The 17,212-nt window shown below is 61.8% G+C and carries 20 protein-coding genes and 1 tRNA gene; 11 read left to right on the forward strand and 10 right to left on the reverse strand.

The genetic code is table 11. The features are described from left to right. The first annotated feature begins 300 nt into the window (after nt 1–300). The 3 genes from AC07OH_RS11795 to AC07OH_RS11805 all read left to right on the forward strand — a co-directional run bounded on the left by AC07OH_RS11795 (nt 301) and on the right by AC07OH_RS11805 (nt 2,569). The gene (locus AC07OH_RS11795) at nt 301–714 is read left to right on the forward strand and encodes a hypothetical protein (protein WP_495300769.1); all 414 of its coding nucleotides are present in this window, start codon (nt 301–303) and stop codon (nt 712–714) included. Between the two features lie 42 nt (nt 715–756). Beyond that, complete coding sequence (locus AC07OH_RS11800; RefSeq protein ID WP_495300770.1) at nt 757–1,746, forward strand: DUF932 domain-containing protein; 990 nt, start codon at nt 757–759, stop codon at nt 1,744–1,746. Between the two features lie 106 nt (nt 1,747–1,852). Next, a complete protein-coding gene (locus AC07OH_RS11805; RefSeq protein WP_495300771.1) occupies nt 1,853–2,569 on the forward strand; it encodes a YqaJ viral recombinase family nuclease in 717 nt (238 codons plus the stop codon). Between the two features lie 17 nt (nt 2,570–2,586). Here the strand turns inward: AC07OH_RS11805 and AC07OH_RS11810 are convergent, their stop codons facing one another. Then, nucleotides 2,587–2,820, reverse strand: a complete 234-nt coding sequence (locus AC07OH_RS11810; protein ID WP_495300772.1) for a hypothetical protein — start codon at nt 2,818–2,820, stop codon at nt 2,587–2,589. A 256-nt stretch (nt 2,821–3,076) separates the two neighbouring features. Between AC07OH_RS11810 and AC07OH_RS11815 the strand changes: the two genes are divergently transcribed. The 5 genes from AC07OH_RS11815 (at nt 3,077) to AC07OH_RS11835 (ending at nt 5,242) form a co-directional block, all read left to right on the forward strand. Then, the gene (locus AC07OH_RS11815; protein WP_495300773.1) at nt 3,077–3,607 is read left to right on the forward strand and encodes a hypothetical protein; all 531 of its coding nucleotides are present in this window, start codon (nt 3,077–3,079) and stop codon (nt 3,605–3,607) included. After that, nucleotides 3,604–3,834 (forward strand): hypothetical protein, encoded by a 231-nt coding sequence (locus AC07OH_RS11820; protein WP_495300774.1) that lies wholly within the window; start codon nt 3,604–3,606, stop codon nt 3,832–3,834. The genes AC07OH_RS11815 and AC07OH_RS11820 overlap by 4 nt, the downstream gene beginning before the upstream one ends. Before the next feature lie 140 nt (nt 3,835–3,974). Beyond that, the gene (locus AC07OH_RS11825) at nt 3,975–4,733 is read left to right on the forward strand and encodes a DUF7227 family protein (protein WP_495300775.1); all 759 of its coding nucleotides are present in this window, start codon (nt 3,975–3,977) and stop codon (nt 4,731–4,733) included. Next, nucleotides 4,730–4,954, forward strand: a complete 225-nt coding sequence (locus AC07OH_RS11830; RefSeq protein WP_495300776.1) for a hypothetical protein — start codon at nt 4,730–4,732, stop codon at nt 4,952–4,954. Before AC07OH_RS11825 ends, AC07OH_RS11830 begins: the two co-directional genes overlap by 4 nt. A 150-nt stretch (nt 4,955–5,104) precedes the next feature. Next, nucleotides 5,105–5,242 (forward strand): hypothetical protein, encoded by a 138-nt coding sequence (locus AC07OH_RS11835; protein ID WP_172438239.1) that lies wholly within the window; start codon nt 5,105–5,107, stop codon nt 5,240–5,242. Nucleotides 5,243–5,457: 215 nt separating this feature from the next. On the opposite strand, the gene AC07OH_RS11840 is transcribed toward AC07OH_RS11835, so the two are convergent. Further along, the gene (locus AC07OH_RS11840) at nt 5,458–5,802 is read right to left on the reverse strand and encodes a helix-turn-helix domain-containing protein (RefSeq protein ID WP_095946890.1); all 345 of its coding nucleotides are present in this window, start codon (nt 5,800–5,802) and stop codon (nt 5,458–5,460) included. 247 nt (nt 5,803–6,049) lie between these two features. On the opposite strand from AC07OH_RS11840, the gene AC07OH_RS11845 reads away from it, so the two are divergent. The 3 genes from AC07OH_RS11845 to AC07OH_RS11855 all read left to right on the forward strand — a co-directional run bounded on the left by AC07OH_RS11845 (nt 6,050) and on the right by AC07OH_RS11855 (nt 7,962). Continuing rightward, a complete protein-coding gene (locus tag AC07OH_RS11845) occupies nt 6,050–6,421 on the forward strand; it encodes a hypothetical protein (protein ID WP_172438238.1) in 372 nt (123 codons plus the stop codon). A gap of 25 nt (nt 6,422–6,446) precedes the next feature. Beyond that, nucleotides 6,447–6,857, forward strand: coding sequence for a hypothetical protein (locus tag AC07OH_RS11850; protein ID WP_495300777.1), 411 nt, complete (start codon nt 6,447–6,449; stop codon nt 6,855–6,857). 109 nt (nt 6,858–6,966) lie between these two features. Beyond that, nucleotides 6,967–7,962: a hypothetical protein gene (locus tag AC07OH_RS11855; RefSeq protein WP_495300778.1), complete on the forward strand. Its 996-nt coding sequence runs from the start codon at nt 6,967–6,969 to the stop codon at nt 7,960–7,962. A 202-nt stretch (nt 7,963–8,164) separates the two neighbouring features. On the opposite strand, the gene AC07OH_RS11860 is transcribed toward AC07OH_RS11855, so the two are convergent. The 8 genes from AC07OH_RS11860 to pheT all read right to left on the reverse strand — a co-directional run bounded on the left by AC07OH_RS11860 (nt 8,165) and on the right by pheT (nt 17,204). Continuing rightward, a complete protein-coding gene (locus tag AC07OH_RS11860; RefSeq protein WP_495300779.1) occupies nt 8,165–9,379 on the reverse strand; it encodes a hypothetical protein in 1,215 nt (404 codons plus the stop codon). A gap of 14 nt (nt 9,380–9,393) precedes the next feature. Next, nucleotides 9,394–10,560: a hypothetical protein gene (locus tag AC07OH_RS11865; protein WP_495300780.1), complete on the reverse strand. Its 1,167-nt coding sequence runs from the start codon at nt 10,558–10,560 to the stop codon at nt 9,394–9,396. Nucleotides 10,561–10,881: 321 nt separating this feature from the next. After that, the gene (locus tag AC07OH_RS11870) at nt 10,882–11,253 is read right to left on the reverse strand and encodes a helix-turn-helix transcriptional regulator (protein WP_495300781.1); all 372 of its coding nucleotides are present in this window, start codon (nt 11,251–11,253) and stop codon (nt 10,882–10,884) included. Nucleotides 11,254–12,065: 812 nt separating this feature from the next. Then, entirely contained in the window at nt 12,066–13,568 is a 1,503-nt protein-coding gene (locus tag AC07OH_RS11875; protein WP_495300782.1) for a tyrosine-type recombinase/integrase, read from the reverse strand. Nucleotides 13,569–13,759: 191 nt separating this feature from the next. Beyond that, nucleotides 13,760–13,836: transfer RNA gene (locus AC07OH_RS11880), tRNA-Pro, on the reverse strand. A gap of 26 nt (nt 13,837–13,862) precedes the next feature. After that, nucleotides 13,863–14,321: a MerR family transcriptional regulator gene (locus AC07OH_RS11885; RefSeq protein WP_390342847.1), complete on the reverse strand. Its 459-nt coding sequence runs from the start codon at nt 14,319–14,321 to the stop codon at nt 13,863–13,865. A 64-nt stretch (nt 14,322–14,385) separates the two neighbouring features. Next, entirely contained in the window at nt 14,386–14,760 is a 375-nt protein-coding gene (locus AC07OH_RS11890; protein WP_062473498.1) for an integration host factor subunit alpha, read from the reverse strand. A 2-nt stretch (nt 14,761–14,762) separates the two neighbouring features. After that, nucleotides 14,763–17,204, reverse strand: coding sequence for a phenylalanine--tRNA ligase subunit beta (gene pheT, locus AC07OH_RS11895; RefSeq protein ID WP_495300783.1), 2,442 nt, complete (start codon nt 17,202–17,204; stop codon nt 14,763–14,765). Nucleotides 17,205–17,212 lie beyond the last annotated feature (8 nt).

The following is a 17,212-nucleotide window of genomic DNA, read 5'->3' on the forward strand; positions in this document are numbered from 1 at the left end:
GGGTAATCGAGGAACCGACCATTCAATGACCGGAGTTCGTGAAAGCTGCCCTTAGGACGCCGGCGCGGGAATGACTCAGATCAGTCTGAAGCAGGCGTAGCTTCAGCTCACCAACGCAAGCCGCCGCGGCGATTGCAGAATTTTTCAGCCCCATATGACTACACCGGATAGACAGTAGAAAGTCCGTCCGCCTCCAACAAAGCCCAGCCCGGTCTCCGCCGCGCTGGGCTTTGTGCCGTCTGGCTCTGCCAGACGTGTGTTCCGTCCTTTCCGGGAATGCCGCTGTGCATCCCTAACCCCATGGATCACGACTTCACATCCACCACTTTCGAAGATGAACCCTTTCCCGACCATGAGCCCCTCACACGGTCACCCAACTTCGCCTGCCCCGCCTGCCAGTCGCGACGCACCATTCCCCGCGACACCGGCAAGAAGGCTGGTGCGGCCATCGGCACCGTAGCAGGCGCTGCCGGCGGCATCTCCGGAGCGCTGTCCGGCGTCATCACAGGCGCCGAGATCGGCATGGCGATGGCTGCAACCGCAACAGCTAGCACGCCGCTTGGCATCGTCGCCGGCGCGATCCTCGGCGGCCTGAGTGGAGCCATCGCCGGCTGCACTGTCGGTGCGGCACTGGGCGAAGCCGTTGATGACGCGATCTTGCGCAACCGCCGCTGCCTTGCTTGCGGCCATACCTTCTCGGCCCCGCGCCGCTGACCACTCTTCTCACCCCCCTCTTCTCCGTTAGGAAACCTCCCTATGGCACATCTCATCGAAACAATGGCCTACGCCGGCGACACGCCTTGGCACCGCTTGGGCCATCGCCTCCAACCCAAGCAGCCCCTCGAGGTCTGGGCCCAGCAAGCCGGCATGGACTGGAGCATCCAGGAAACCCCAGTGCGCTTCATGACCCAACCTGAAGGCGATGCCCTGCAGGCCCTGGAATCGTTCGCCGAGCAGAAGGTGCTCTACCGCAGCGACTCGCGTGCACCGCTGTCGGTCGTCAGCAGCCGCTACCAAGTCGTGCAGCCCCGCGAAGTTCTCGAGTTCTACCGCGACCTCACCGATCTCGGCGGCTACGAGATGGAAACGGCCGGCGTCCTCAAAGGTGGTCGCAAGGTCTGGGCGCTCGCGCGTACCGGCAAGCAGGCCGTGCTCAAGGGCAGCGACACCGTCAACGGCTACCTGCTGCTGGCGACCTCCTGCGATGGCACGCTGGCCACCAGCGTCACACCGACGACCGTGCGAGTCGTATGCAACAACACTCTGGCCATCGCGCTGGATAGCACCAGCAACGTCATCCGCGTTCCTCACAGCACCAGCTTCGATGCCAATGCCGTCAAGCGCCAACTCGGCATTGCCATCGGGCAGTGGGACGACTTCATGTACCGTATGAAGGCACTGGCCGGTCGCAAGGTCAAGAGCAAGGAGGCCGAGACCTACATCCAGCATGTGCTCTACGGGCCGATCAAGTCCGACGAAGTCTCCGCGCCCGGTGCCGACACCCAGCCCATGCCGGGCGCCTGGGCTACCCGCAAGGTCCTGGAGCTGTACGAGGGCAAGGGCCGCGGCGCCGAACTCGCTGCTGCGCGGGGCACGGCCTGGGGCCTGCTCAGCGCAATGACCGAGTTCGTCGACCACGAGCGCCGGGCCCGCAGCCGCGAGTACCGCCTGGACAGTGCCTGGTTCGGCCATGGCGCCACATTGAAGCAGCGAGCTCTCGCACACGCGCTGGAGCTCGCGAGGTGAACCTCAAAGCGACCGCCCCACTCCCTACCCCCTTCGAAGCCCCGCCTCTGTATCCAGAGGACGGGGCTTTTTGCTGGCGGTGGATCCCAACCCTTCAAGGAAAACCATGATGAATTTGAACCCAGACACGCGCGGCGCTCTGCGCTCCTCGACAGCTCGCGGGCCCTCGCGCGCCCCGGCATTGCAACTGGTCCAGAACACCCGCTTGCATGCCCCCGTGCCTGAGCGCTGGTCGAACATGTACGAGGGCGGCCTCGGAAGCTTGGATGCCGCTGCAGCCGTAGGCCGCGATCCCTTCAAGTCTCCCGTCCGGCTCTGGATGGAGAAGACCGAACGCCACGACCTGCTGCAGCCGCGACCAGAGGCTGCGCCGACGCCCGAAGGTGCTGTCTACTGGAGCCGGCTGCTCGAGCCCATCGTGGCAGCGCACTACACGCTGCGTACGGGGCGGCATGTGCGGCGCACCAGCACCTTGCTGCGGCACCCGCAGCACCCCTGGATGTTCGCCCATCCCGGCCGCGAAGTCGTCGGCGACCCCGACGTTCAGCTTCTGGAGTGTCAATGCGTCGGCATGGACGCGGCTGCGCACTGGGACGCGGGCCTGCCCGCCTACGTCCGGATCCAACTGCTGCACCAACTGGCAGTGACCGGGGCTCAGGCCATCGATGCCGTGGCCCTGATCTGCGGACAGGACCTGCGCATCTATCGCGTCGCACGCGACGAAGTCGAGATCTCTCGGCTCATCGACGCCGAACGTGAGTTCTGGAGTTGCGTGGAGCTTGATCAGGCCCCACCCGATCAAGGTGGGAAGGTCGTGTCCTGATCTTCAAGTCCTGGCAGTCAACCGACTCGCCAGAACCGCCACCACCGGCGCTGCGTGGCTGCCCGCAGCTCCAATGGACGCAAGTCCAAGGTGTCGTAGTTCGTGAGTGGTGTACCAGCACGCCGGCGCATCTCGCGCTCGTACTCGTGGGCAATGCCACGCGCGTGCAGATCTCCCTGCAGTGCCTTCATGCGCCACTCGCTCGCCAGGGCTCCCAGCTCCTCGTCGGTCAGCACCTCCTTGGTCCTCATGCGGGGAATTGTGCCGTCCGCGCGCCCCTTGGATAGCGACACGCGCGACAACCCGTCCCGGAATGACCAGCGGTCATGTCCGGAATTTCCCCTACTCACCCCAGCAGCTCGCCTTGCGCGGGCTTTTTTTACGTCTGTCTCATGCCAAACAACACTTCTCTCTCCAAAGTGGGCGCGCCTGTCGCGCGCGTCCGTTCATTCCGCCGGCCTTGTGCCGGCATCGCCATGCGCCGCCCATCCACCTGGAGCGACTGACATGGGCAGCATCGTCTACCGGGCCCCCAAGGACCAGGCCGTCCATGACGAACTGCAGAACGTGGCGGCCTTTGCCGCGGTGCTCGCCCATCGCGCGATCGGCAATCGCCTATGGTTCCTGGCGCAGAACCGTCAGGGTGAACGCATTGGGCGGATCTGGATCGGCCTGACCCTCATCGATTGCAGGAATGGCCAGGCAGTCGTCAAGAACATGGACGAGAGCTGCGGTCCGTACTACTTCGACTGTCCCTTGGCCTTTCTTGATCGAGCGGATCCGCCGGTCGGGCCCTACGCAGGCCCATGGCGCGAGAAGGTACGTGCGTTCCATGCGAACCGAGCCGCCAAGCGAGCAGCCATCCGCGCGGGCCTGCGCGTCTCGTACGACGGCCGCACCTACGAGCTGCGGCACTGCCTGGGTCGCCGCGGCTGGGAGGTGCAACGTGACGATGGCCTGATCTTTCGGATGAAGGCCAGACAGCTCCAGCAGGCAACGATGCTGCCGGCGGCGACACCGCAGGAGGCATCGGCATGAAGCAGGACCGACCCCAGACCAACGTCGAGTTCGTCGTCGACTTGATGGAGTTCAGCGCACATGGGGCGTTGATCCAGGCCTTCGTTCTGCAGGCACTGACCCAGTTCGCAGAAAAGGTGGCTGCCACCGATCCCGAAGCGCTGAATACCGGCCTGGTCAGCGGTCAGGCCTGGCATGGCTGTGCTCTCGAGGTGCAGCGAAAGCTCAAGCAGCGCTTCGACGACTAAGCCCGACAGGGTTTCTCAGGGCGATCGAAGCCCATCCACCTCCGCGCGCCGCGCCCCCTCAGAGCCCTCGGGGGCTGGGAAGGGGACGGCTGCGCGCCCCGTGCTCGCGACGACAGCACCTACCCCGAAAGGAGAACACCTTGCTCACCACGAGCTCATGCGGTGGCTCGCCGCTGCGCACTGCGTCGGCAACATTTCCGCAACCATCGTCAGAACCCTTCACCTATCACTTCACCCGTATCAGCCGCAACGCCAAGACCGGCGCCATGGCGGTCACGACCACGAGCGCGAACTCATGTCCACCGGATTGCGGGTTTCGGCGCAACGGCTGCTATGCGGAGAGCGGGCCGCTAGCGCTGCATTGGCGCGCCGTGTCTGCCGGCACCCGAGGCAGCACCTTCGACGAACTGCTGCAAGACATCGCCACACTGCGGCGCCGAGCCCTGTGGAGACACAACCAAGCAGGCGACCTGACGCCCTGCTCACCTGGAACGATTGACGCTCGCCTGCTCACAAGGCTGGCGATGGCGAACCGGGGGCGACGCGGCTTCACGTACACGCACTACCGGCCGACGCAGGCGAACCAGGCCGCCATTCGCAGCGCCAACGAGCTCGGGTTCACGGTGAACCTCAGCGCTCAGACATTGGCGCAGGCCGATGCCTATGCGTCGCTCGGCGTAGCGCCTGTGGCGGTGGTCTTGCCTGTGGGCGCCACGAAGCCGGCCAGGACATCCGAAGGTCGGCTGGTCATCGTGTGCCCTGCCAGTGTCGGCAACACCGACTGCCTGAACTGCGGCATCTGCCAGCAGCGTGATCGTGCGGCCATCGTGGGCTTCCCGGCCCACGGGGCCGGCGCCCGGCGCGTGCAGGCGATTTTCTTCGAGGGGAAGCCCTCATGAGAAAACTGTCGGATGAGGCTGCCGCGTCGGGCCCGACCTGCCAGAGCGAGGCGCTCGCGCTTGACGAGGCGTTTCTTCAGCGGGTGGATCGCGTGATGCTGCAGCGAAAGCAAACCGATCCGTTTCGACGGGAAGCGGCCTGGCGCGCAACCGAAGAGGAAGTGCGGGTGAAACGACTTCAGCAGCAGCGCGAGGCTCCTGTCCGAAGCGAGCCGCGCTGAATGGAAATCCGCTCACCGCAGGGGCTCCTCTCGCTCCCACGGCCTTCTCGCGACGGCACAAGCCCCGGCCCCTAAAGGGGCCGGGGCTTGTTCTTTGGGAGGCTCAAGAACCTGAACTACCAACCATGAAGAAAGAGAAAGGACATCGCCATGGGCATTTTCTACGGGCCGATCGAGTACTTGAGGGCCTTCGCCCTAGTGCTAGCGACCGGGATCCTCTTCGGCTTCGGGCTGGGGTGGCATTTCTGCAGCTACCTGCGCAGGGATTCTCTGCACGCCTTTGACTGAGGCCGATGGACTCCTGACAAATCAGCACATCGCCACCAAGTTGGCCGGTTCGACGGCTTCACCCCATTTCCGCAGGGGGTTAGCGACGGCCCGCCCCATGCGGATTGAAGGGGTGGGCAACACAAGAGTTCAAGCCCCAACCTCGGAGAATTGGTCCGGCCATTGACCCCTCGGGCAGGCCCGCAGCACAGCGGTGCCAAAACAATAGGAGGCCTCTACTTGGGGGCAGCCAAGTCCTGAATCGAGCGCAGCGCCTGTTTGCGCATGCGCACTCCGAGAGTGTGATAGAGCCGTAAAAGCTCCGCTTCGTCGTCATCGACCGCCCAGAAATACGACAACGGCACGCCCAGCGCTTGAGCCAAGTGCGTGGACATCAAGACATCCGGTGTGTGTTTGCCGCGTTCGTACTGGTTGATTCTCGCGCTGGCGGAAAACTCGTCCACCCCGGCGGCCACGCCCAGCCCTTCTTGCGAGAAATTGCTACGCAAGCGTGCGGCCTTGAGCCGCCTGGCGAACAACGGCAACGCGGGATCAATCTGAGCATGGCTTGCACGCGGCATCCTCAGATAGTCTGAGTTTCTACTTGTTCTTATACTAAGGAATCCTTAGCATTTGAAAACACAAACCCTACGGGAGAAACACCTTCGCGATGCAACCGCGAAGAACCATCACATCACGACAGATGCCCCCTCACCGATCGCAAGACATTCAAAAGTGCGCCCTTCCACCGATTCACTGAGGAGCAATGCACATCGCCCTTGTGGGCATTGAGGCAACCAAATCCCTCTCCCTTTCAGCCCCCTAACCATGAATATCCATTTCACCAAGAACAACCAAACCCGCTTCGTCAAGCACGGCTTCTCGTGGCAGTTGGGTCTTTTCGGCCCCATTGCCTTCCTGATGCGCGGCCAGTGGCCCCTGGCGCTGGCGTGCTCAGTCTTTCTGGTTGCCGGTTTTTGCCTCGTTACCGCCTTCCTGATCCTGGTGTTCGATGCGCCGGACGGGATAGTCGACCTGCTGAGCATCGTCATTCCCTGCGCGTTGGTGGGTCACTTTGGCAATCGCATCTCGGCGCGCAGCTACGTGAAGAATGGTTGGGCGCCTGTCGCGGACTTTCCGCCTGACTGGAATATCCCGCAGTTGATCGCGCCAAAGGCGGCCGAAACCAAACTCGGCTGAGCTTCCGACCTACTTGGAGCCCGCCATGAAAGCCGCACTCGGCACCATCCTCGCGGCGCTCACCGCGATCACTTTGATGCCCTTGGCTTTGGCCAAGGGCATCGACCCACTCATCAACCCCGACGCGGTGAAGCACCAGATCGATCGTTCGGCCATGGAGATCCAGATCCAGGGCTGGAGCCGCGATCTCAAGTACCCGGTCTACCCGATCCGGGTGCAAGCAGGTGGCAACGGCGTGTACTACACGACGACCGAACGGGTGAAGTCGCACAAGGAGTTCGACTTTGACGAGTTGCGCTGTGAGATCGGCGATGCCGATCGCGCAGTGCTGAAGACGCCTGACTATGCCTGTGCCGATGGCGTGTGCATGACAAGAGAAGGCGCTGTGCTCGGTACCGACCCGCGCCGGCCTCTCAACCCAAGACACCGCTGCTAGGCGCTCACTGCGCAGGAACAACGGCGAGGACGGACGGAACAGCGGCGAAGTACATCCGCCACCCCATATCAATCACCCCCACAACCATTTTTTACAGAAGAGCTTCCAAATGACTCCCCTCAATGCCATCAAATTGATCGGCCTCGGGTTCCTCCTGGCTGCGCTGACGGCCTGCGGTGACAGCAAGATTTCCGCCGTCAAGGACACGCGCTTGCACGGGGACGAATTCACTGTCGGCGAAACGCTGGGCAAGATCAAGGAATGCAAGAGCAGCGACTGGACCAGCGAAGTCGTGAACAACGCCACGATGGTCACCCACACCTGCGCGATCAAGCTGGACGAGAGCATCTTCACAGCATCGAAGGAAAAGGCGCTGCGTGATCTGGATGACGCCATTCGGATCAATTCGGAAAATCACCGAGCCAATGTGTCCAAGATCCAGGGGCGCCGCGAACATGCGCTGGCCGACGATGGAGGCGAAGTCGCGAAATTGAACGAGAAGCTGGAATCGATCGAAAAAGAAGATGCGAAACTGGATGAGCCGTTCGTCTTTGTGAGACGCTTCCTCGCCGATACGGAAGAAATGGCGAGGCCGCGATGGGAGGCTGAAAAGGCTCGACACCGCGCAGAGTACGCAGCGGCAAAGGAGCGCATCTTGCGCGACATCACGCAAGCTAAGAGCAGCCAGCAAGCGCGCCGTGAAGAAAGCATCCGGGTGCTTGAAGCAACTCAGCCCTGGCTTCCCAAGTATGCCGAAGCACTTGAGCAAACCAAGTCTACGGTAAGCAAGGAGATCGACGCCGCTCACGAAAAGAATCACACCGCAGAGGTCAGGACGGTTTTTCGATATCGAGAAGGTCTTGATGCAGAGCTGATCGACTCCTCACTTTTCGTCGATGGGAAGAAAAGGAGCTCGACAATTCCTGTCTATCTGCTCGATCCAAAGCGCATGCAGGAGTACATCAACCACACGTCGAAGGACGGCTTCGGAATGGGAGTACGAGAGATGTTCGATCGGCTCTTCCCGATCGAGAGTGATCGCACGATCGGCAGCGATTTCGACGGCTATGGCTACAAGTACAAGGAAGCAAAGCCGGGGGCATAGGGAGGCGGCACAAGCGCGCTCTGCACGGAGCCTCTACGGCAGGGATCACACAAAGGAGGATGGAGAGGCCGACGGGCCTCTCCTTCTTTCTTCTTTTTTTTGCTGCGTGCTACGGGGTCTTGCCGCCTCTACTCGGCCGTGTCCGTCGCCCTACTTCCCTCTGGGCAGCTGCGCCCCCTCACACGCGGCCGTTCTTCTTCAATCAACCCCGACTGCGGCCAGGCGAGCCACGAGCTTTCGTCTCGTGCGACGTTTCGCCAATCACTAGGCCAGCCGGTCCGTTCACCGCACGGACTTCGACGATCGCGCTAGGACGGGCCAGATAGATTGCGGCCTTCCCCAATTGATCAGCCGATGTCGCGCAGCCACGGTACAGATGCCCCGTCGCGCGGTACTGAAACCTCGGCATAGCATTGACGTCCCGCACGTAGCCATTGCCCGTCTGCTCGCGCCAGATTTCCACCAAGGCCTGATCCATTTGCATGAGCTCCTGCGCACTTGGGCCGTCGAAGACAAGGACGACGTGGGCCTGATGCCCCCCGCCATCGCCACGGTCGATCAAACGCGCGTCGCCCACGATCGCATCCCCATACATTTGCTTCGCGCTGCGCACGAAGATGCCGCTGGCCTCGTGCATGTGACGAAACAACGCCTCCCTGTCGACCACGTCACTCGGAGGAAGCTCGAGTTCGTAACGCTTGATGTCACAGGTGGGATGGCGTTTGGCGATCTTGGCGAAATAGGCCTTGGCCTTGCACCACTTCACCGAGTGCTGCTCATCGCGTCGCTGCATGGCACGACCAGCGCTCGCACTGCCGCCGCGTGAGCGAACCATGTCCCCCATCCCATTGGCCATCGACGCAAATTGAAGGCTTCCCTGGAAGAGCCAGATCTGGGGGTTGTCAAAGTTCAGCTCTGACAGACCGACGCTCACAAAGGCGTCAAGCATCGTTTCGATCCGCGGTGCAAAGACCAGGTCACAGCGGTCGCGCGTCGCGAAAAGCGACAGCGCCGGCACGATCCGGATCAGTTCATGCCCCATCTTCGTGGGCTCGCAGGCTCTGACTGTCTGCTTGAAGAAGATCATCCGGCTCGCCGATCTGATGCACTCGTGAGCGAGCCTGTCGATTGCCAGCAAGCTATCCCCCGCCCACTCACCCCAGAGAAGATCCTCTTGATCGAAAGGAAGTGCCGCCGCAGGCGCCCCGCGTTGCGACGAAGCCATGCGTTGCCACGAAGCCGAGGTCGTTTGTCGAGCCATTGCAGGCTTTCTGGTCAAGCGCTCATGCAAGGCAAGACGGATGGCCTGTTGCGAGCGATTACTGGGGACATAGCGTGGCCCCTCGAGCTGATAGATCGGCTGCTGCGCAGCCAGGGCGGAGGGTGCCCCTCCCGGCGGAAAGTAGAAGTTCTGCATGTCGGTAGGCCTCATCAGAAGTTCACGTACTGCGACTGCGCTTGCGCGTATGTGATCGCGATCGGCATGGGGCTGAAGCTCGATCTGGGGCGAGCCGGCTTAATCGTTGCTTCCTCAGGGTAGTTGCCAAACTTGCCGTGGGCCTTGATCCTTACTCCTAGATCGAATCTTGCGTGAGCCTCCGCCAGTGTCAGGTAGCTCTCGATGTACCGCAGGCCGATGATCACCTGGGGGTGATCCAGACGCACCAGCCCGAGAACCGGATAGCGATACTCGCTCCGCCGCGCGTTGCAGTTGTGGATTGAGCCCAACGACTTCGTGATGGCGCTCCATTTCAGACCGATTTCACCCACCAACCGGACGTGGTCCTTGTTGCCGCGAGGCTTGAGGACGACCAGGTAATGCTGGTGGAATGACTTCTCGGGACCATATTCGAACGCCCAGGCACAGAGAAGCAGGTCCTCACCGAACCTATCCTTGATCCAGCGATGAAAGGGCTTGCGGCACTCCCGGTACTCGCCGAGGTGCCCGATTCGCGGCGGATCGCCAAGTTTGGAGGGCGTCGCCCCCTCTTCGCGATAACCCGTGTCGAAGCGCAGAACGACCACCTCGGTGTGCTCTTCGGAGATCCATTGCAGGATCCCAGCGAGCTCGTCAAAGTTGTCGAGCGCAGAACGGCGAAACCTCTCGTTGGCCGACTTGATGACCGAACGTCTGAAGTATTTCTTGAGCGTCGAAGCATAGCGATTCGCAGAATTCACTGCTACACGAGCAGAATCAAGAGCACCTACTTTGAAAAATCCTCCAATCAAATTAATTTGCGCCCGCAGAAGCGCAAGGAGCTTCAGAAATCCGCGAACAATCGGTGAGAACTTATGGATCGGCCAGTCTGCACGAAGCTGCGTGAAATCACTTCGCACGATTCTGAGCAATAGATCTCCAAGTTTGGTGCAGTGCACCACTCCTTTTCCTTTGGATGTTTTTTCCAAATAAAACAGAGGCTTGCTGGAGCGAATCAACTGCGAGGCCATCTCGTGAATGCTGTAGAGAAGACGGATGCCAGTGTCACTGCGACCTGCGTATTCGACAGGTTCCCGGAAGAGATTTTTGAAGCTCAACTCCTTGAGCTTGGGGATGGCTTTGCGCGCTTGAATGCGCGCCATGCAGGAAGAGGTTTTCATTTGAAATTAACTGAATGCCTAAGGTCAATGACCTCAGACATGGTTTTTGCAATAGTAATAGGAGGGGTATGGCGCAGCGTCGCTCATGGGGCTGAGAAGCACTGCATCGGAAGCACGAAAATGCCGCATCCTTCAGGGAAAACGCAACGCAATCTCGGTCGTACTTTTAACTCTGGCCGAATGAAAAGTCCTCGCGACTTCGTAGAAAGACACTTGCAGCTGTCGCCCCGAACACGCGCGCGACCTGGATCACGCCGTCGGATGGAATGCTGAAGGTTGACGTGCGAACGCCGCGAGGACATGGCGAAAAGTAACCCTAGCTCATTGAATCGCCCGGCTGGCATCAATGCGAGACTGAAGCCAGAACTCCATCTCACTCAAGACAAAACAGATCGAGCGCCTTCCTATACGAACTGGCTTGGGGAAAAATTTGTCGCAGGTTGGGCTTTTCTCATCCATTGCGGCATACACCCATGACCGACTTTTAGATATTTTTTTGACCAGCTGCTTCATCGAAATGAAAACAATCTCCACGGGAGGATTTTTCTTCACCTCCCCTTTGTCGCCAAAATATCCGTGATTCAATAGATTCAATTGCATCAATCCTGAACCATTATTCTCCGCAAACCATTTTCCCAAATATTCATTTTTTCCATTAATCATAAAATTCCTCAAGGCGACAGATGTTTTCAACACCTGTCTAGGTTCAACAAAATCGAAGGATTTAGCGGACTACGCCCGACCTTCGTGACGCAAACGCGTCGGCACGTCACTGCGTAAGTGACGGAAGTTGAACCCCTCCAAAGGGGGTTAAATGAGCACTAGCGAGAAAGATGCGTCAACGCGCAGTTCTCAGCTATGCAGTCGACTCGCATGTTGGAGTCGGATGGTCTTCTTTGCCAAACCGCCAGAAAAGGCAGGGCATGACCATCGTTGTAGCCGGAAGGCCTGATGTCCTTCCTGTCCTCCGAAAGCAGCACATGTGCTGGTTTCGAGTGACCGGCTAAGCCCTAGCGCAGCCGATGCATCGTTGCGCATCCCGCCTCTAGGCCGACTCACTTAGAGCCGGGTATCCCCGCGCGCCATATCGCCGAAAGGGCAATGAGTGACGAGCCGTGTCCACCAGAAAGAAGTTGACTTTTCTTTCGCCAAGATCAACGCGATGTTGGTCTCAGGGACTTGGCTACGGGCTAAAAAATCCCCCAGGGCAGACAAAGGCAAGGCTAGGGTCGCCTTCGAGCTTTGTCCGCAGTTGGCACAGTGGCACCGTCTGGCCCTGGGCGGCGGAGTGTATATGAAATCGTCCCAGATGTTGCAACGGCGTTCAGAACGTCGAACCCGAGGGAATTTCTCGAGAGGCCTTCAGGCGGGCTGAGCTTCGAGTTCGATGCCGCGAGCCTCGTCCGTGACGGGCGTGAGAGACGGCATAAATGCGGCCTGAGCCGCCAAAGACAGAAAACGTCGACTCTTGTACTGCAGCGCAGTAGCCGTGTGAGGTCCCCGGCTTACCGCTTTGCCGCGGAGTGTGTCATCGCTGCAACCGCGTCAGCCGCGAGCTCCGCCATGCTTTGCTTGCCTTCCCGCTTCTTCTTCGACTGAGCGCGGCGCTCCGTGTCGTTCAGCAACGTCCTTGGCGCAGGAAGGATTTCTTGGGCTTCGAGCCTCCCTTCACGCAAAACGTTTGGCGTGTCGAATGGATCTGCCGCATGGAGAAAGTTGCGCACCAGACTAGCCATGCTCTCGCCCTTTTTCGCCTCTCTGACCTGCTGTACAGACGGTTCGACGATCGCGCGATTCTGTTCGCACAACGCATCAAGGTAGTCGGCCCATCGCTGCATCATCTGCTTGCGCTGGTTGACGTACTGCGTGCGGTTGTACGCACGTCCGTTGGCATCCTTTACGGCATGCGCCAATTGGGCTTCGATCACCAAGGGATCGATCTCCAAAACCTCAGCTAGCAATGTTCGCGCGGTCGCCCGAAAGCCGTGAACGGTCTGCACAGTAGGTCCGTAGCCCAACGTCAAAAGCGCGGCACGCAGGGTGTTGTCCGAGATGGGCCTGTCATGGCTGCGCTCGCCCGGGAAGACCAGCGTGCTATGGCCGGTGAGGGGGTACAGCTTGCGCAGCAGTTCCACAGCTTGCGTGGGTAGCGGGACGAGATGAGGATCCCCATTTTCCTTGCCTTCGATACGTCGCTTCATCCGCACCGCTGGCACCGTCCACAGCGCGTTGTCCAGGTCGATCTCCGCCCAGGCTGCGCCTCGCAGTTCATTGGGACGCTGGAAGAGCATTGGCGCCAACTGCAACGCGGTGCGCACAATAGGCCCGCCCTGATAGCTCCTGATGACGCGAATCAGTTCGCCCAGTTTGGTCGGATCCGTGATGGCAGCAAAGTGCCGCTTCTTGTGAGGGGTCAGCGCGCCCTTGAGGTCGGCCGTAATGTCGCGCGGCGCGCGCGCTGTCGCCACGGCGTAGCGCCACACCGCGCGCGCCGTCATAAGCACCCGGCCAGCCACATCGAGAGCTCCACGCTCCTCGACGCGACGCAGTGCGGCCAACAATTCAATGGGTTCGATTTCGCTGATGCGACGAGCGGCGAAATGTGGAAACAGGTCTTTTTCCAGATTGCGCTTCTCGCGGATTGCGTAGTGACTGCTCCAGCGCGCATGATGTTTCTCATACCACTCAAGCGCCGTCTCTTGGAAGGTGTCGCCACTGCTCACGGCGGCCTTGAGCTTGACGATCTGTCTTGCCTGAATGGGATTGATCCCCGCCGCCTTCTGGGCCTTGGCAGCATCGCGAGCCTTGCGCGCTGCTGCCAGCCCGACGTCGGGATAGGCGCCCAACGCAAACTTCTTCTCGACGCCCTCAATCCGAAACTTCCAAAACCACCGGCGTGAGCCTGCAGCAGAAACTTCTAGATAGAGACCGCCCGAATCAGCGTATCTCGCCTGTTTTCGATCAGGAGGACAGGTGGCATTGCGACACGCGGCATCGGTCAATGGCATGGCTACGTCGAGGGGGCTGGGGGTACAAAACTGCCAACTTAGAGGTTCGTGGAGTTTGAACCCCCACCTGTACCCCCACTTAGCGCTGGCTGTCACTGGATTTCAGTGTACGACCGTGGACAACCATTACCCAGCTCACCAATGAAAAAGGGCGTCCGGTGGATGAAACCGGACGCCCTTGGACGTTTTGTTGGTCGGTGTGAAAGGATTCGAACCTTCGACCCCTTGCACCCCATGCAAGTGCGCTACCAGGCTGCGCCACACACCGAAGCTCTCGATTATAGCGGGCTAAATTCAGTGTCCGACAGTCAGCAGCTCACGAATTTCAAAGAGTTCGCGGCGAAGGTGCAACAACTGCGACAGGTCGACGGTCTGCGTGGCCGCTACAGCCCCCGGTTCGTCCTGCACGGCGGCGTCGAATTCTTCCTGGCCGATCTCGATGGCCTCCAGGCCTTCGAGCGGTACTTCGCCTGCCTTGCGGCGGTCGCGCTCGCCTTGCGTGAGTTCCTGCAGCTTGTTGCGCGCACCGCTGATGGTGAAGCCCTGGTCGTAGAGCAGGTCGCGAATGCGGCGGATCATCAGCACCTCGTGGTGCTGGTAGTAGCGACGGTTACCGCGCCGCTTCATCGGGCGAAGCTGCGTGAACTCCTGCTCCCAATAGCGCAGCACGTGCGGCTTCACGCCGCAGAGTTCGCCGACCTCACCGATGGTGAAGTAGCGTTTGACGGGAATCGGCGGGAGCGTTTTCTCCATTGAAATCAAGACTGTGCGCGGGAAACCTCATAGATTACTCTACGCGGCCACACAGCACCAAGCACTATTCCGCGCCCAGGCTCCACTCGACTTCGGAAGTGCCGCCCTGCGGCTCGATGCTGCCCTGGATCTGCTCCTTGAGCTTGGCACTCGCATGGAAGGTGGCCACGCGGCGCTCGCCGATCGGAATGGCTTCGCCGGTGCGCGGGTTGCGCCCCGGGCGCGGTGCCTTCACGCGGATCTGGAAGTTGCCGAAGCCCGAGATCTTCACATCCGTGCCCTCGATCAGGCTGCTGGCAACGAGCTCGAAGAACGCCTCCACCATGTCCTTCGACTCACGCTTGTTCAGGCCGATCTGCTCGAACAGCAGGTCGGCCAGGTGCGCCTTGGTGAGCGCCGGCGTTTCGAGGGCTTCGAGCGTGAATTCGGCGGCGTTCATCTTCATCCTCTCAAGCGGCCGCCCAGGGTGGCGCCCAGTTGTTCGACGATTGCACGGACAGCGGGTTCGACCTGCTCGTCCGTCAGCGTGGCGGCATCGCTCTGGAAGGTCAGGCGCACGGCCATGCTCTTCTCGCCCGGTGCCAGCGCACCCGGCGCTGCCACGGCGCCTTCGCGCAACGGCTGCGGACGGTAGATGTCGAACAGCGTCGCATCGCGCAGCAGGCCCGAGACGGACGCGCCCGCGCGGATGGCCTGCATCAGCGCGTCGTGCGACACCGCTTCAGCCACGACCACCGCGATGTCGCGTTCGACGGCTTGGTGCTTGGGTACCGGCTGTGCCACGGGCACGGGCCGCGCCGTGACGGCGTCGAGGTCGAGTTCGAACAGCACAGGCGCCTGGGTGAAGTCCCACTTCTGGCGCCAACGCGGATGCAGTTCGCCGATGAAACCGATGGCCTGGCCGTCCAGCAGCACGCGGGCCGAACGGCCGGGGTGCAGCGCCGGATGCTCGGCCGCTTCGAAGGTCGGCACGCGCGGGGCGAGCAGCGCTTCGACGTCGCCCTTGACGTCGTAGAAGTCGGCGCGCTGCGGCTTGCCGTCCCAGCGCGATGCCTCGGCATCGCCCCAGGCCAGGCCTGCCACGCGCATGGGCTGATTCACACCGCGCACGGTGCTGTCGGTGGTGACGACGCTGTCGTCGCGCAGGAACACGCGGCCCAGCTCGAACACGCGCACGCGCGGCGCCTTGCGGTCGAGGTTGAACTTGAGCACCTGCAGCAGCGAACCGAGCAGCGACGAGCGCATCACGCTCATCTGGCTGGCGATGGGGTTCAGCAGCTTGACCGGGTTGGCGTTGCCCGCCAGGTCCTGCTCCCAGTGCGCTTCGACAAAGCTGAAGTTGATGGTTTCCTGGTAACCCAGTGCTGCAACGCTGCGGCGCACCGCGAAGCGGCTGCGCTGCGCTTCGGGGCGCACGCGGGCGGTGATGGGCGCGAGCGGCGCGGTCGTCGGCAGGTTGTTGAAGCCGATCAGGCGCGCCACTTCTTCGATCAGGTCTTCCTCGATCAGCAGGTCGAAGCGGTGCGGCGGCGGCGTGACGGTCAGCGTGCCTTCGCCTTCGCTGATCGCGAAACCGAGGCGGTGGAGCGCATCGGCGCATTGCGCCTGTGTCAGCGGCATGCCGATGACGCGCGCAGCGCGGGCCACGCGCAGCGTGACGGGCGCGGCTTCGGGCAGGCGCAGCGTCTGGTCGTCCATCTTGCCGGCTTCGCCGCCGCAGATCTCGACGACCAGTTGCGTGATGCGCTCGATGATCTGCACGGTGCGGCTCGGGTCGACGCCGCGCTCGTAGCGGTGGCCGGCGTCGGTCGAGAAGTTGAAGCGGCGCGAACGGCCTTGCACGGCCTCGGGCCACCAGAACGCGGCCTCGACGTAGATGTTGCGCGTATCGTCGGTCACCGAGGTGGCGTCGCCGCCCATGATGCCGGCGAGCGATTCGACTTCGCGGTCGTCGGCGATGACGCCGACCTTCTCGTCGACGGTGATCGTCGTGCCGTTGAGCAACTTGAGCTGTTCGCCCGCCTTGCCCCAGCGCACCGTGAGGCCACCGTGGATCTTGTCGAGGTCGAAGATGTGGCTGGGCTGGCCGTACTCGAACATCACGTAGTTCGAGATGTCGACCAGCGGCGTCACGCTGCGCTGGCCGCAGCGCGCGAGACGCTCGACCATCCAGGCCGGCGTCGCGACCTTGGTGTTCACGCCGCGCACGATGCGGCCAGAGAAACGACCGCACAGGTCAGGCGCCTCGACCTTGACCGGCAGCACGTCGGAGAACGACGTGGCCACGGGGGCGATGGCCGGCGTCTTCAGCGGTGCGCCGGTGAGCGCGGCGAGTTCGCGCGCGACGCCGTACACGCTGAGGCCGTGCGCCAGGTTGGGCGTGAGCTTGAGCGTGAGCAGCGCGTCGTCGAGCTTGAGCACGTCGCGCACGTCGGCGCCGAGAGGCGCGTCGGCGTCGAGTTCGAGTAGGCCACCGTGGTCTTCGCTCAGCTTCAGTTCACGCGCCGAGCACAGCATGCCCTGGCTCTCGACGCCGCGCAGCTTGCCCAGCTTGATGAGGAAGGGTTTGCCGTCTTCACCCGGCGGCAGTTCGGCGCCGACGAGGGCGCACGGCACCTTGATGCCGACGCGCGCATTGGGCGCGCCGCACACGATGTTGAGCAAGGCGCCCTGCCCCACGTCGACCTGGCACACGCGCAGGCGGTCGGCATTCGGGTGCTGCTCGGCTTCCTTGATTTCGCCGACCACGATGCGCGTGAAAGGCGGCGCCACCGGACGGCGCTCTTCGACCTCGAAGCCGCCCATGGTGAGCGTTTCGGCCAGTGCGGCGCTGTCGAGGGGCGGATTGCAGAACTCGCGCAGCCAGGATTCCGGGAATTGCATCTCTTCGA

This window comes from Variovorax sp. GW821-FHT10C12 (assembly GCF_059415405.1).

Coding starts and splice junctions, on each gene's coding strand:
- AC07OH_RS11845 (WP_172438238.1), top strand. CDS start 6,050: ATGAATATCCATTTCACCAAGAACAACCAAACCCGCTTCGTCAAGCAC.
- AC07OH_RS11810 (WP_495300772.1), bottom strand. CDS start 2,820: ATGAGGACCAAGGAGGTGCTGACCGACGAGGAGCTGGGAGCCCTGGCG.
- AC07OH_RS11840 (WP_095946890.1), bottom strand. CDS start 5,802: ATGCCGCGTGCAAGCCATGCTCAGATTGATCCCGCGTTGCCGTTGTTC.
- AC07OH_RS11865 (WP_495300780.1), bottom strand. CDS start 10,560: ATGAAAACCTCTTCCTGCATGGCGCGCATTCAAGCGCGCAAAGCCATC.
- AC07OH_RS11815 (WP_495300773.1), top strand. CDS start 3,077: ATGGGCAGCATCGTCTACCGGGCCCCCAAGGACCAGGCCGTCCATGAC.
- AC07OH_RS11835 (WP_172438239.1), top strand. CDS start 5,105: ATGGGCATTTTCTACGGGCCGATCGAGTACTTGAGGGCCTTCGCCCTA.
- AC07OH_RS11860 (WP_495300779.1), bottom strand. CDS start 9,379: ATGCAGAACTTCTACTTTCCGCCGGGAGGGGCACCCTCCGCCCTGGCT.
- AC07OH_RS11875 (WP_495300782.1), bottom strand. CDS start 13,568: ATGCCATTGACCGATGCCGCGTGTCGCAATGCCACCTGTCCTCCTGAT.
- pheT (WP_495300783.1), bottom strand. CDS start 17,204: ATGCAATTCCCGGAATCCTGGCTGCGCGAGTTCTGCAATCCGCCCCTC.
- AC07OH_RS11795 (WP_495300769.1), top strand. CDS start 301: ATGGATCACGACTTCACATCCACCACTTTCGAAGATGAACCCTTTCCC.
- AC07OH_RS11885 (WP_390342847.1), bottom strand. CDS start 14,321: ATGGAGAAAACGCTCCCGCCGATTCCCGTCAAACGCTACTTCACCATC.
- AC07OH_RS11850 (WP_495300777.1), top strand. CDS start 6,447: ATGAAAGCCGCACTCGGCACCATCCTCGCGGCGCTCACCGCGATCACT.
- AC07OH_RS11820 (WP_495300774.1), top strand. CDS start 3,604: ATGAAGCAGGACCGACCCCAGACCAACGTCGAGTTCGTCGTCGACTTG.
- AC07OH_RS11805 (WP_495300771.1), top strand. CDS start 1,853: ATGATGAATTTGAACCCAGACACGCGCGGCGCTCTGCGCTCCTCGACA.
- AC07OH_RS11800 (WP_495300770.1), top strand. CDS start 757: ATGGCACATCTCATCGAAACAATGGCCTACGCCGGCGACACGCCTTGG.
- AC07OH_RS11890 (WP_062473498.1), bottom strand. CDS start 14,760: ATGAACGCCGCCGAATTCACGCTCGAAGCCCTCGAAACGCCGGCGCTC.
- AC07OH_RS11855 (WP_495300778.1), top strand. CDS start 6,967: ATGACTCCCCTCAATGCCATCAAATTGATCGGCCTCGGGTTCCTCCTG.
- AC07OH_RS11830 (WP_495300776.1), top strand. CDS start 4,730: ATGAGAAAACTGTCGGATGAGGCTGCCGCGTCGGGCCCGACCTGCCAG.